This is a genomic window from Delftia tsuruhatensis (genome assembly GCF_903815225.1).
Lineage (GTDB): Bacteria > Pseudomonadota > Gammaproteobacteria > Burkholderiales > Burkholderiaceae_C > Comamonas > Comamonas tsuruhatensis_A.
The window spans coordinates 1,896,657-1,909,104 of the sequence record NZ_LR813084.1; the positions used below are offsets into that span (position 1 = coordinate 1,896,657).

Here is a 12,448-nt window from a genome sequence, read left to right on the forward strand (position 1 = left end):
AGGCGACGGACTTCTACATTGAAGACACCGTCCCATCCTCCAAGGAGTGCCCTTGTCCATCGAATCCCCTTCCCGGTTGCAGCTGCGCGAAGCGGCCATGCAATGCGCGCTGCCCGTGGACAGCGCCTCGCTGGATGCCTATGACCGCCTCGTGCAGCCGCTGGCCGCCTGCTACCGGCTGCTGGATGCCACCCCCTTCGATGTGGCGCCTTCGCCGGGTGCAAGAGATGCCTCGCGGCCCGAGGCGGCGCAGGATCCGCTGAACGCCTGGTACCGCCGCACGGACATCGTCGGTGCGGCGCAGGGCGCGCTGGCCGGGCGCAGCGTGGCGCTCAAGGACAACATCTTCCTGGCCGGCGTGCCCATGATGAACGGCAATGCCGTGATCGATGGCTACGTGCCGTCCTTCGATGCCACCGTGGTCACCCGGCTGCTGGCCGCTGGCGCCCGTATCAAGGGCAAGGCGGTCTGCGAGAACCTGTGCCTGTCGGCCAACAGCTTCACCAGTGCCAGCGGACCCGTGCACAACCCGCACCGGCGAGGCTATTCGGCCGGTGGCTCTTCCTCGGGCTGCGGAGCACTGGTGGGCGCCGGCCAGGTGGACATGGCCATCGGTGGCGACCAGGGAGGCTCCATCCGGCTGCCGGCGGCGCTGTGCGGCATCTACGGCATGAAACCGACCTTCGGCCTGGTGCCCTATACCGGCGCGCTGCCGATGGAGCCCACCATAGACCACCTGGGGCCGATGACGAACTGCGTGGCCGACAACGCGCTGCTGCTGGAGGTGATCGCCGGCGACGATGGCGTGGACCCGCGCCAGCGCAACGTGCGCACGCAGCGCTATACCGAGGCGCTGGGACAACCCATCGCGGGCATGCGCATCGCCGTGGTGGAGGAGGGCTTTGCCATGCCGGGGGCCCATCCCGGGGTCCATCAGCGTGTGCGCCAGGCCGCAGCGCATCTGCAGCGGCTGGGTGCGACCGTGGAGTCCGTCTCGCTGCCCGTGCATGCGCGTGCCGCCGGCGCATGCCGGCCCATTTTGCTGGAAGGTGCCTTGCGAACGCTGTTCGGTGGCGACGGCTTCGGCACCGGGCGCCATGACCGCTATCCCGAGGATCTCATGGTGCGCTTTCGCAAGGGGCATGCCCAGGCGCTGGACACGCTGCCCCTGACCGTGCGGGCCGCGCTGGTGGCGGGCACGCACCTGACCCGCATGAACGGGCACCGCTACTATGCCCGCGCCATCAATTTCGGCCACAGCCTGCGCGCAGGCTACGACGCGCTGCTACAGGGCTTCGATGCGCTGCTGATGCCGACCACGCCGTCGGTGGCCCAGCGCCTGCCGGAAGGGCAGGCCGAGACGCTGGCTTTCGTGGAAGCGACCGCGGGCATGGTGGCCAACACGCTGCCGTTCAACGTGACCGGCCATCCGGCCATGTCCCTGCCTTGCGGATGCATCGACGGCCTGCCGGTGGGCGCCATGCTGGTGGCCCGGCATTTCGCCGAGTCCACCATCTACCGCATCGCCCACGCCCATGAGCAGTCCGTGGACTGGCGTGCCCTGTAGAGCGGCCACCGCGGTCCGTGCTGCCTGCACCGCAGCCCTCGCCATCGATTCCAAGGAGACACGCATGAAAAAGCACCTTGCCGGCGCCATCGTCCTGGCCTTCACCGCATTCCTGGCCCAGGCCCAGGCCCAGGCCCAGGCCCAGGCCCAGGCCCAGGCGGCCGACTATCCACGCCGCAGTATCACCATCATCGACCCCTATCCCGCTGGCGGCAGCACCGACGTGCTGTCCCGCCTGCTGGGGGAGCACATGGGGCGTGCGCTGGGCCAGCCCATCGTGGTGGAGGCGCGGCCGGGCGCGGCGGGTACCATCGGCTCCGCCCAGGTGGCCCGTTCCCGACCGGACGGATACACGCTGCTGGTGGGCAATCCGGGGCCCAATGCCATCGCGGCCAGCGCCTTTTCCAGGCTGCCCTACGATGTGGAAAAGGACTTCGCGCCCATCATGATCGCCGCCACGGCGCCCATGCTGTTTTGCGTGCCCACGGCTTCGCCGCTGAAGACGCCGGCCGACCTGGTCGCGTTGGGCAAATCCGGCAAGCCCGCGAATTTCGGATCTTCGGGGCCTGGTGGCATATCGCACATCCTGGGCGAGCTGTTCAACCGCGATGCGGGCACGCGCTTCAACCACGTCCCCTACAAGGGGGCGGCACCCATGTCGGTCGCCATCATGTCGGGCGAACTGGACTTCGGCATGCTCAGCGGACCGGATGCCATCGCCCACGTGCGCGGTGGCAAGATGCGCTGCATTGCCACCGCGGGTGCCACGCGTTCGCCCCATTTCCCTGACGTACCCACCTGGACCGAGGTGGGGGTGCCCGGTGTCAGGATCGATCTGTGGTTCGGTTACCTGGCCCCCGCGGGAACGCCGGCGGCCGTGATCGACAGGCTGCATGGCGCCATGGCGGCCGCCCTGGCCAGCCCCGCCATCAAGAGCCGGCTCGATGAGCTGAGCATCTCCGTCACCGCCAGCACCCCGCAAGCCTTCGCCCAGCGCATCCGTGCCGACCGCGAGCTGTATGGCGGCATCGTCAAGGCGATCAACCTCAAGCTCGACTGAGCAGGGCGCTGGGGGCCATGCCGTAGGCCTGCCGGAAAGCACGGCTGAAATGCGAAAAACTCGTGAAGCCGCAGGCCAGCGCCGCGTCGGTCACACGCCCGACCTCGCCTTGCGCCAGCAGCCGGTGTGCCTGGGCCAGGCGCTCGCTCCAGAGCCAGCGGCTGGGGGTAGATCCCTCGGCGGCGAACAGGCGCGCGAGACTGCGCGTTGAAAGTCCCAGCGCCTGTGCGACCTGCGCCGGCGTCAGTTCGGCATCATCCAGCCGCGCCTGCATGTACTGCCTGGCGTCGGCCAGGCGATCGCCGGTGATGGGCTCCTGGGCCCACAGCGATGCAGACAGCCCGTGCAGCAGGGCCGAACGCAGATGGCGGGCCGCCTGCGTGCAGCGGGGCTGCGGCAGCGCTGCAATCTGGCGCACCAGGGAGGCCGCCAGGATGCCCAGGGGACTGGAGCCCGCCAGCACCCTGGGGCGCCACCCGTCCGCTCCCGCGATGCGCGTCCAGTTCAGGGGCAGGCGCACGCAGATGCTGGACATGCCGTGCTCATAGCGCCATTCGTGCGGCTGGTCGGCATGCCACACGATGACGTCGCCGACGTTCTGGACGGTGCGGTACCCGCCCGTGTCCAGGACCACCGGTCCCGCACCGAGGACGGAAACGAAGCAGGCATCCACCCGTCCGTGCCGCAGGCTGCGCGCGCTGCGGCCTGGCGGACGGATGAGCTCCAGCAGCAGCAGCCCTGCGATGTCCGCGCTGGCCAGGCGCATGCGACCCTCCGGCTGGCGGGCACGGGTGCTGCGCGCGGCAGGGTACATCAGGCGATCGGTGAGTGCGCTGTAGCTGGCGAAGTTGTCGCGGTCGGCGACACGCGACGAGTCGAAATGGACCTGCATTCGGAAAATCCCCCGCATGGCGCCCGAGGCGCACAGGGCAGTGTTCCCCAGGCTGGCGCCTGCGGCCACACGGATTTTCACCTATCGAATCTGGATGCCTCATAGCTTTCGAGCATAGGGTGCCGTCCATGCAGCCGATGTCCCTGCGCAAGCCCGCCAGCGGCGCGGGCATAATCATCGGCCTATGAGCGGCAACACCTTCGGCACCCTATTCACAGTCACCAACTTCGGCGAATCGCACGGCCCGGCCATAGGCTGCGTGATCGATGGCTGCCCGCCCGGCATGGCGCTGAGCGAAGCGGACATCCAGTTCGACCTGGACCGCCGCCGCCCCGGCACCAGCAAGTTCGTGACCCAGCGCAACGAGCCCGACGCGGTGGAGATACTCTCCGGCGTCTACGAAGGCAAGACGACCGGAACGCCCATCTCGCTGCTCATCCGCAATACCGACCAGCGCAGCAAGGACTACTCCAACATCGCGCAGAGCTTCCGGCCCGGCCATGCCGACTATGCCTACTTCCAGAAGTACGGCATCCGCGATCCGCGCGGCGGCGGCCGTTCCTCGGCGCGCCTGACGGCGCCCACGGTCGCCGCGGGCGCCGTGGCCAAGAAGTGGCTCAAGGAGAGGTTCGGCACCGAGTTCCGCGCCTGCATGACCCAGGTGGGCGAGCTGTCGCTGCCGTTCGAGAGCTGGGAGCATGTGCGCAACAACCCCTTTTTCGCCCCCGTGGCCGATGTCTCCCGCTATGAGGAGTACATGGAGGCACTGCGCAAGTCGGGCGACTCCTGCGGCGCCGCGCTGCGCGTGCAGGCCAGCGGCATGCCGGTGGGCCTGGGCCAGCCCTTGTACGACCGGCTGGACGCCGATATCGCCTACGCGATGATGGGGCTGAACGCCGTGAAGGCCGTGGAAATCGGCGCGGGCTTCGATAGCGTGGCCCAGCGCGGCACCACGCATGGGGATTCCCTCAGTCCCGAGGGTTTTCGCAGCAACAACGCAGGTGGCATCGTCGGCGGCATCAGCACGGGCCAGGACCTGGAGGTGCGCATCGGGATCAAGCCGACCAGCTCCATCATCACGCCGCGCGAATCCATCGACGTGCATGGTCAGAGTACCGAGGTCATCACCAAGGGCCGTCACGATCCCTGCGTGGGCATCCGCGCCGCGCCCATCGCCGAGGCACTGCTGGCACTGGTGGTGATGGACCATGCGCTGCGCCACCGCGCCCAGTGCGGAGACGTGGATTCGGGCCTGGCGCCGATTCCTGCAGCGGCCCCCTGAGGCACCCCAAGAAAAAAGCCGCCCGAGGGCGGCTTTTTCGTCTGCGAGGCCCCGGCCATCAGCCGGGATTGCGCACCTCATCCATGACGTTCTTGAAGTCGTCCACATCCTCGAAGCTGCGGTAGACGCTGGCATAGCGGATGTATCCCACCTTGTCGAGCAGCTTGAGCTCGCGCATCACCATCTCGCCCAGGCGGCTGGACAGCACTTCGCGCTCGCCCATGTTGCGCAGTCGTTCCTCGATGCGTTCGATGGCGGCATCGATCTGTTCGGTGCTCACGGGGCGCTTGCGCAGCGCGATCTTGAACGAGCCCAGCAACTTGTTGCGCTCGTATTCGATGCGCCGCCCGTCCTTCTTGGCGATGGCGGGAAAGCTGACCTCGGGCCGCTCATAGGTCGTGAAGCGCTTGTCGCAGCCGCCGCATTGGCGGCGACGGCGGATGAAGCCCCCATCCTCGGCCTCGCGGGTCTCCACGACCTGGGTGTCCGGATGGCTGCAGAAAGGGCACTTCATGGCGGTTCTCTATGCGCAGCTCAGGCGCCGTAGACCGGAAAGCGCGCCGTCAGCTCGGCCACCTGGGCGCGAACGCGTGCCAGGTTGGCCTCGTCGTTCGGGTTCTCCAGCACGTCGGCCAGCAGGTTGGCCGTCAGGCGGGCTTCCTCTTCCTTGAAGCCGCGCGTGGTCATGGCGGGCGTGCCCACGCGGATGCCGCTGGTGACCATGGGCTTTTCCGGGTCGTTGGGGATGGAGTTCTTGTTGATCGTCATGTGGGCGGCACCCAGCGCGGCTTCGGCTGCCTTGCCCGTGATGCCCTTGGCGCGAAGGTCCACCAGCATGACATGGCTTTCCGTGCGGCCGGAGACGATGCGCAGGCCACGGGCCGTCAGCGTTTCGGCGACGACCTTGGCATTCTTGACGACCTGTTCCTGATAGGCCTTGAATTCGGGCGACAGTGCTTCCTTGAAGGCCACGGCCTTGCCGGCGATGACATGCATCAGCGGGCCGCCTTGCAGGCCGGGGAAGATGGCGCTGTTGATGGCCTTCTCGTGCTCGGCCTTCATCAGGATCACGCCGCCGCGCGGGCCGCGCAGGCTCTTGTGCGTGGTGGTGGTGACCACGTCGGCGTGCGGCACGGGGTTGGGGTAGACGCCTGCGGCGATCAGGCCGGCATAGTGGGCCATGTCCACCCAGAAGATCGCGCCGACTTCCCTTGCGATCTTGGCGAAGCGCTCGAAATCGATGGCCAATGCGTAGGCCGAGGCGCCGGCCACGATGATGCGCGGCTTGTGCTCGCGCGCCAGGGCTTCCATCTTGTCGTAGTCGATGGCTTCCTCGGCGTTCAGGCCATAGGAGACCACGTTGAACCACTTGCCCGACATGTTCAGCGGCATGCCGTGCGTCAGGTGGCCGCCTTCGGCCAGGCTCATGCCCATGATGGTGTCGCCGGGCTTGGCGAAGGCCATCAGCACGGCCTGATTGGCCTGGGAACCGGAGTTGGGCTGCACATTGGCGGCTTCGGCGCCGAACAGCTTCTTGACGCGGTCGATGGCGAGCTGCTCGACCACGTCCACGTTCTCGCAGCCGCCGTAGTAGCGCTTGCCCGGGTAGCCTTCCGCGTACTTGTTGGTGAGCTGGGAGCCCTGGGCTTCCATCACGGCGGGCGAGCAGTAGTTCTCGCTGGCGATCAGTTCGATGTGTTCTTGCTGGCGCAGGTTTTCGGCCTGGATGGCGGCAAAGACTTCGGCGTCGACCTTCTCGACGGTATTGGTGCGTTGAAACATGGCAGTCCTGTGAACTTGAAATTCCCTTGAGGCCAAGGGCTGCCCAGGCGAACGGCGGAACACTCCAAGCCACGTCCGTCTGGACAGGACCCGGGCGGTACGCTCCCCGGTGGTTCACAGAAGGTGGTCCCTGCCGGGCCTTCTGCTGGTTTCCACGTCAGCGGCAGCCTGCATGAAGCGGCTGCGCCTATCGCCAGTTGCGTACCCCGTTAGTGTAGCTGAGCCGGCGCTGCCGCTTGCGCCGCGGTTGCGCCGGTGACGCCGCTTTTGCGTGCGGCGCTTTGCGGTGCGCGCCGTGGCCACCATGAAAAAAGCTGGCCTCGGCCAGCTCCAGTCGTCATCTCGCGGCGGGGCGCGGCTACAGGGCCGGCTCCTGGGTTTGCAGTGCTACCTGCTCGGTGCGCACGGACGGAATACCCGAGCTCACGGGTACCGGTGCCTGTGTGGCGGCGGCCTCGGTGGCCGTGGCTGCTGTGGCGGGTGTGACAGGCTTGGTCACCGCGACCTGGACCGCCGGCTTGGGCTGCTCGATCTTGGCTGTCATCAAGGGCACCGCGCGCATGCCTGCCGCAAGGCGCAGGCGCTGGTGCTCGGCCAGCACCTTGGCGGCGTAGCCACCATCGGTGGGCAGATTGGCCGCGCCCACGTAGTAACGCAGGCCGCCCTCGATGGAGCCGGCGCGCTCTATGCATTCCTTGAGCACGCGCACGCCCACGCGCAGATTGCTCACGGGATCGAACGCAGCGTTCTGGCCACCGAAGTTCTCGTACTTGTCGGTGTGCACCGTGGTCATCACCTGCATCAGACCCTGCGCGCCCACGGCGCTTTGTGCGAACGGGTTGAAGCTCGACTCGATCGCCATGATGGCCAGGATCAGCGTGGGATCCAGGCGGTTGGCCTTGCCCAGGTCGTAGGCCTCGCTGACCAGGGCAGCGATGGGCTCCGGCGCCACGCGGTATTTCTTGCTGAGCCAGAAGGCCACGGCCGCCTGCTCCTTGGGCAGGCTCTTGGGATTGGTCGCCGTCGCGCGCTCGCTGGCGGCGAGCTCGACGGGCATGCCCAGTTCGGCCGTCTGGCGGGCGGTCAGCCAGGAGCGCAACTGGCTCTCTCCGGCATCGCGCAGATCGGGACGGGCGAACAAGGTGATGGCCAGAAAGGCCACAGCCAGGCCCAGCAGGGCGAAGCTGTTGTGGATGATGGCAAGAAAACCGTTGGCCACATCGATGGCGAACGTTCGCGCGGCGGCGAAGAATTTTCCTGACGCTGGCATAGCTTTTTCCTTTCTAGGGGCGCCAGCCCGAAACGGCCTTCGCCGGGAAGCGAAGGCCGTTGAGGCCGGCACCCTGGATTGGGTGCTGCGGATCCGGGAGGCGGGGTGCGCTGGGCACCTTGGCGATGCAGGCCTGCGGGATCTGCTCAGTCGTGAGGCAGCGGAAACAAAAAACGCTCTATTCGAGCGCTGGCGGATTCTAGGAGGTCACTAAATACATGGTCAATACTATGATGTGAATTTCTTAGATCGATGAATTATAAAAAAGCATGGATGCAAACACAGGTTGAAGGGGTTTGAGAGCGGTTGGTGTGCTATCGAAATACACGGCTTCCGAGCTGCACGGGGTGCACGTGAAATTGCAATCAAATGCAAAAGCACTGGCCTGAGGGCTCGGGGCAAATCTATATTGGAGGCGACTGCTCAGGCAGTCGTTCCGCCAAGGCGGAAGACGGGTAAAAGTGGCGTCCGACGGTTCGGGCGCAGTCGTTCAAGTCTTCCTCCGCGGCCTTCCTGGAAGCAATCTCTTGCTTCCAAGCAGCAAGGACCATCCTCTCCTTGACTGCGGAAAACGGCCAGGCCTTGCGCCTGCCGTAAAGCCCGGAAGCCGGTTCAAGGCTTCCGGGCTTTGTCGTTCCAGGGGCGCTGCAACGTCAAGAAATGTGCCGCGACACCGGCCAAGGTGTTGCCGGCGCTTCAATTTCTGGTGCAATGGCAGCCATTGGCCCCTGCCGGCAGCAGAGGCCGTATCCGTTAACGAACCCCATGCAATCTTTTCTTTTCAGGAACCGCTGGCTGCGCAGGCTGGTCATCACTCTTGCAGTCTTTGTCCTGCTGCTGCTGTTGCTGTGGGCGCTGGTGCCTGGCATCGCCAAGAGCCAGCTGGAAAAGCAGGCCTCCGCCAGGCTCGGCCGCGCAGTCACCGTGGGACGTGTGGAATTTTCGCCCTGGTCGCTGGAGCTGACGCTGCGCGATCTCCGTGTGGCTCGGGCGGCTCAGGAAGGGGCGTCGGCGCAGGACGAGCCATCGACATCCCAGTTCCAGGTCGATCGCATCTATGTCAATGCCAGCATCCAGTCCCTGCTGAGGCTGATGCCCGTGCTGGACGCCATCGAGGTCGATGCACCGGTGCTGCGGCTGACCCAGCGCAGCCTGGGGCATTTCGACGTGGACGACGTGCTGGCCAGACTGTCGCAGCCCAGTGATCCCGAGCCGTCCGGACCGGTGGGCTTCGCGCTGTACAACATCGCGCTCAGCGATGGCCGGGTGGAACTGCAAGATGATCTGCAGGAGCGCCAGCACACGCTGGACCAGTTGCAGCTGCGGCTGCCCTTCATCAGCAACCTGGAGTCCAAGCGGGACATCAAGGTCCTGCCGCATCTGTCCTTTGCGCTCAATGGCAGCCGCTTCGAGTCCAGCGCCCAGAGCACGCCTTTCACGGACCAGCGCCGGACCGCGGTCGACCTGAGCTGGCAGGGCGTGGACCTGGCGCCCTATCTTGGCTACGTACCCTCCAGTGCGCCCATCCGGCCGAGTGCCGGCGTGCTGGACACGAACCTGCACATCGCCTTCGAGCAGGATCCCCAGGCCGTGGTGCGTATCAGTGGCGAGATCAGCCTGTCCGGCGCCGAACTGCGCGACCGTGAGGGTGCGCCGCTGCTGCGCTTCGAGCGTCTGGCTGCCGTTCTCAAGAATGTGCAGCCTCTGCAGTCCATTGCGGAGCTGGAATCCGTGCAGTGGAGCGCGCCGGAGGTCTTTGCATCCCGCGATGCCCGTGGCCGGATCAACTGGCTGTCCGCAGCACAAGGGCCTGCGGCGGTGGACGGCGCGGCCGCCGATGCTCCGCAGCAGGCCCCGGACAAGCCCACCGATGCGCGGCAGCCGTGGCAGGTGGCCCTGGGCAGGCTCGTGATCGCCGATGCCACCGTGCATTGGCGTGATGCGGCACCCGACGCCGGGAAGGCTGGCGCGGCCTTGCAGGCGCGGCAACTGTCAGTGCACGCGCGTGACATACGGTGGCCCATGGAGCAGCCGCTGAGCTTCGATGCGGGCCTGCTCTTGCAGGCCGGTGCGGCCGCGCCGGATGCCAAGCCTGCGCAACTGATGCTCAGTGGCGCCTTGACCGACAAGCAGGGCCGACTGGCTATCTCCGCGCGGCAGCTGCCGCTTCAACTGGCGGCGCCCTATCTCTCTGCCCATCTCGCGCCCGAGCTGTCGGGCGTGCTGGAGACGGATGCCGGCCTGGGCTGGAACGGCTCTGCCATGGTGGCGCATGTGGCCCGGCTTGCCGTGGAGCAGTTGAGCCTGAAGGACAGGGTCGCACCGGTGGCCGTCGCACAATTGCAGCTGGACCAGGTGCAGGTCGATCTGGCCCGCCAGCAGGTCGCCGTGGGGCGCGTGGCATTGCAAAAGCCGCAAGTGGCCGTGGCGCGCGACACGCAGGGCCGATGGATGTACGAGCAATGGCTGCCGACCACGGCGCCGGCGCCAGTGCCGCCCGGCCCGGGCAAGGCCGCGTCCAGGCCCTGGGCGCTGAAGTTGCAGGCGGTGGAGGTGGATGGCGGTGCGGTCACGCTGCGCGATGCTGCGCCCATGCGGGGAGCCGATGCACCCCGCAGTGTCTCCCTGGACCTGAGCTCGCTGCGCCTGCGGCTGGGAGCCATCGAACCGCTCGCCGCCAGGCAGGCGACCACGCCGCTGGAGCTGTCCGCCCACGTGGGGTCGGGACGCCGCGTCCAGGCGGGCTCCCTGAGTCTGCGCGGTGACCTGGGGCTGGCGCCGCTGTCGCTTCAGGGCAAGGTGCAGGCGCGCAGCCTGCCATTGCATGCGCTGGAGCCCTATTTCGCCGACCTGCTCAATGTGGAGCTGGTGCGTGCCGATGGCAATTTCACCGGCCAGCTGCGCTTTGCCAGCCTGCCGGTCGGACCCGAGCTGGCCGTGCAGGGCGATGTCGAACTCAGCGAACTGCGCATGCGCTCGGCGTTGGCCTCGCCTGTGCAGGCCGCAGATGCCGCCCCGGCGGCGCCGCGTTCTGCCGCAGGTGCCGTGGCCGCCGTGCTCAGTGAATCCACGGCGGATCGCGCAGCTTCCTCGGGGCTGGGATTGCGTGACGAGCTGCTGGCGTGGAAGACGCTGGCCGTGCGCGGTCTGGATCTGCAGATGCAGCCCGCGCAGCCGCTGCGCCTGAGCGTGCGCGAGACGGCTCTCAGCGATTTCTTTGCGCGTGTCATCGTGCAGCGCAATGGCCGCATCAACCTGCAGGACATCGTCAAGTCGGCCAAGTCAGAGCAGTCGCTGGCGCAGAACGCGGTGCCCGCTGCCGATGGCGCTGGCACGTCGGCGCAGGCCGCGTCTGCTGCCGTTCCTGCGTCGGGTCCGGCCCCCATCGTCAACGTCGGCCCCATCGTTCTGACAGGGGGCAGGGTGCAGTTCTCCGACTACTTCATCCAGCCCAACTACTCGGCCGATCTCAGCGAGCTGGCAGGGCGCCTGAGTGCCTTCTCGTCGCAGCAGACCTCCGGGCAGCAGGGGCCGCAACTGGCGGATGTGGAGTTGCGTGGCCGTGCCCAGGGCACCGCTTTCCTGGAGATCACCGGCCAGGTCAATCCGCTGGCCAAGCCGCTGGCCCTGGACATCCGTGCCCAGATGCGCGATCTGGAGCTGCCGCCTCTGTCTCCCTATTCCATCAAATATGCGGGCCACGGCATCGAGCGCGGCAAGCTCAGCATGGACGTCGACTACAAGATCGAACCCGACGGCCAGCTCACGGCGCGCAACAAGCTGGTGCTGCACCAGCTGACCTTCGGCGAGCCCGTGCAAGGGGCTCCGGCCTCGCTGCCCGTGCGCCTGGCCGTGGCGCTGCTGGCTGACCGCAATGGGGTCATCGACCTGGATCTGCCGGTCAGCGGCTCGCTCAACGACCCACAGTTCCGGCTGGCGCCGGTCATCTTCAAGATCATCGGCAATCTGATCATGAAGGCCGTCACCGCGCCGTTCTCGCTGCTCTCCGGTGCCTTTGGCGGCAGCAGCGAGTCGGGCGTGGTGGCCTTCGCGCCGGGCCGTGCCCAGATCGATGCCAAGGCGCGCGAGAGCCTGGACAAGGTGGTTGCCTCGCTCAAGGAACGTCCCGCGCTCAAGCTCACCGTGATCGGGGAGGCGCGCGAGGCACAGGACCGGGAGGCATGGAAGCAGGCGCAGCTCGATCGCCTGCTGCTGGCGCAAAAGCGCCGCCAGGCCCTGCGCGATGGCAGGTCGGCGGAGTCCGTCACCGAAGTGTCCGAAGCGGAGGTGCCGACACTGACCAAGGCGTTGTACAGCCGATCTGACTTTGCCAAGCCGCGCAATGTCATCGGCATGGCCAAGGATCTGCCCACGGACCAGATGCGCAGCCTCCTGCTTGCCCAGATCAGTGTTCCCGACGACGCGATGCGGGAGCTGGCACTGGCGCGCGGCGTTGCTGTGCGAGACTATCTGGCACAGCAGCAGTTGCCGCTGGAGCGGCTGTTCCTGGGAGCTCCCAGGCTGGACTCGCAGGACCAGGAGTGGAGTCCGCGCGCCCAGCTCAGCCTGTCCACGCAGTAGCCCGGTTTTGGCTG

At 67.1% G+C, this 12,448-nt stretch carries 8 protein-coding genes and 1 riboswitch; of the genes, 4 read left to right on the forward strand and 4 right to left on the reverse strand.

Going from position 1 to position 12,448, the window contains the following annotated elements:
- The first annotated feature begins 46 nt into the window (after nt 1-46).
- Together L1Z78_RS08550 and L1Z78_RS08555 are read left to right on the forward strand one after the other, a co-directional pair.
- Nucleotides 47-1,567 carry an amidase gene (locus L1Z78_RS08550; RefSeq protein ID WP_234641102.1) on the forward strand — a complete coding sequence of 507 codons (1,521 nt, stop codon included), beginning with the start codon at nt 47-49 and terminating at the stop codon, nt 1,565-1,567.
- Between the two features lie 64 nt (nt 1,568-1,631).
- Nucleotides 1,632-2,627, forward strand: a complete 996-nt coding sequence (locus tag L1Z78_RS08555) for a Bug family tripartite tricarboxylate transporter substrate binding protein (protein ID WP_234641103.1) — start codon at nt 1,632-1,634, stop codon at nt 2,625-2,627.
- On the opposite strand, the gene L1Z78_RS08560 is transcribed toward L1Z78_RS08555, so the two are convergent.
- Nucleotides 2,614-3,519, reverse strand: coding sequence for an AraC family transcriptional regulator (locus tag L1Z78_RS08560; RefSeq protein ID WP_234641104.1), 906 nt, complete (start codon nt 3,517-3,519; stop codon nt 2,614-2,616). The two genes, L1Z78_RS08555 and L1Z78_RS08560, sit on opposite strands and share 14 nt — an antisense overlap.
- Nucleotides 3,520-3,703: 184 nt before the next feature.
- On the opposite strand from L1Z78_RS08560, the gene aroC reads away from it, so the two are divergent.
- Nucleotides 3,704-4,801, forward strand: coding sequence for a chorismate synthase (aroC, locus tag L1Z78_RS08565; protein ID WP_234641105.1), 1,098 nt, complete (start codon nt 3,704-3,706; stop codon nt 4,799-4,801).
- A 58-nt stretch (nt 4,802-4,859) separates the two neighbouring features.
- On the opposite strand, the gene nrdR is transcribed toward aroC, so the two are convergent.
- The 3 genes from nrdR to L1Z78_RS08580 form a co-directional block, all read right to left on the reverse strand.
- Nucleotides 4,860-5,315, reverse strand: coding sequence for a transcriptional regulator NrdR (nrdR, locus tag L1Z78_RS08570; RefSeq protein ID WP_234641106.1), 456 nt, complete (start codon nt 5,313-5,315; stop codon nt 4,860-4,862).
- Nucleotides 5,316-5,335: 20 nt separating this feature from the next.
- Entirely contained in the window at nt 5,336-6,583 is a 1,248-nt protein-coding gene (gene glyA / locus L1Z78_RS08575) for a serine hydroxymethyltransferase (RefSeq protein WP_234641107.1), read from the reverse strand.
- Nucleotides 6,584-6,617: 34 nt separating this feature from the next.
- Nucleotides 6,618-6,794, reverse strand: a riboswitch (ZMP/ZTP riboswitch).
- A gap of 147 nt (nt 6,795-6,941) precedes the next feature.
- The gene (locus tag L1Z78_RS08580) at nt 6,942-7,853 is read right to left on the reverse strand and encodes a lytic transglycosylase domain-containing protein (RefSeq protein WP_234641108.1); all 912 of its coding nucleotides are present in this window, start codon (nt 7,851-7,853) and stop codon (nt 6,942-6,944) included.
- A gap of 765 nt (nt 7,854-8,618) precedes the next feature.
- On the opposite strand from L1Z78_RS08580, the gene L1Z78_RS08585 reads away from it, so the two are divergent.
- Nucleotides 8,619-12,434, forward strand: coding sequence for a DUF748 domain-containing protein (locus L1Z78_RS08585; protein ID WP_234641109.1), 3,816 nt, complete (start codon nt 8,619-8,621; stop codon nt 12,432-12,434).
- The last annotated feature ends 14 nt before the right edge of the window (nt 12,435-12,448 follow it).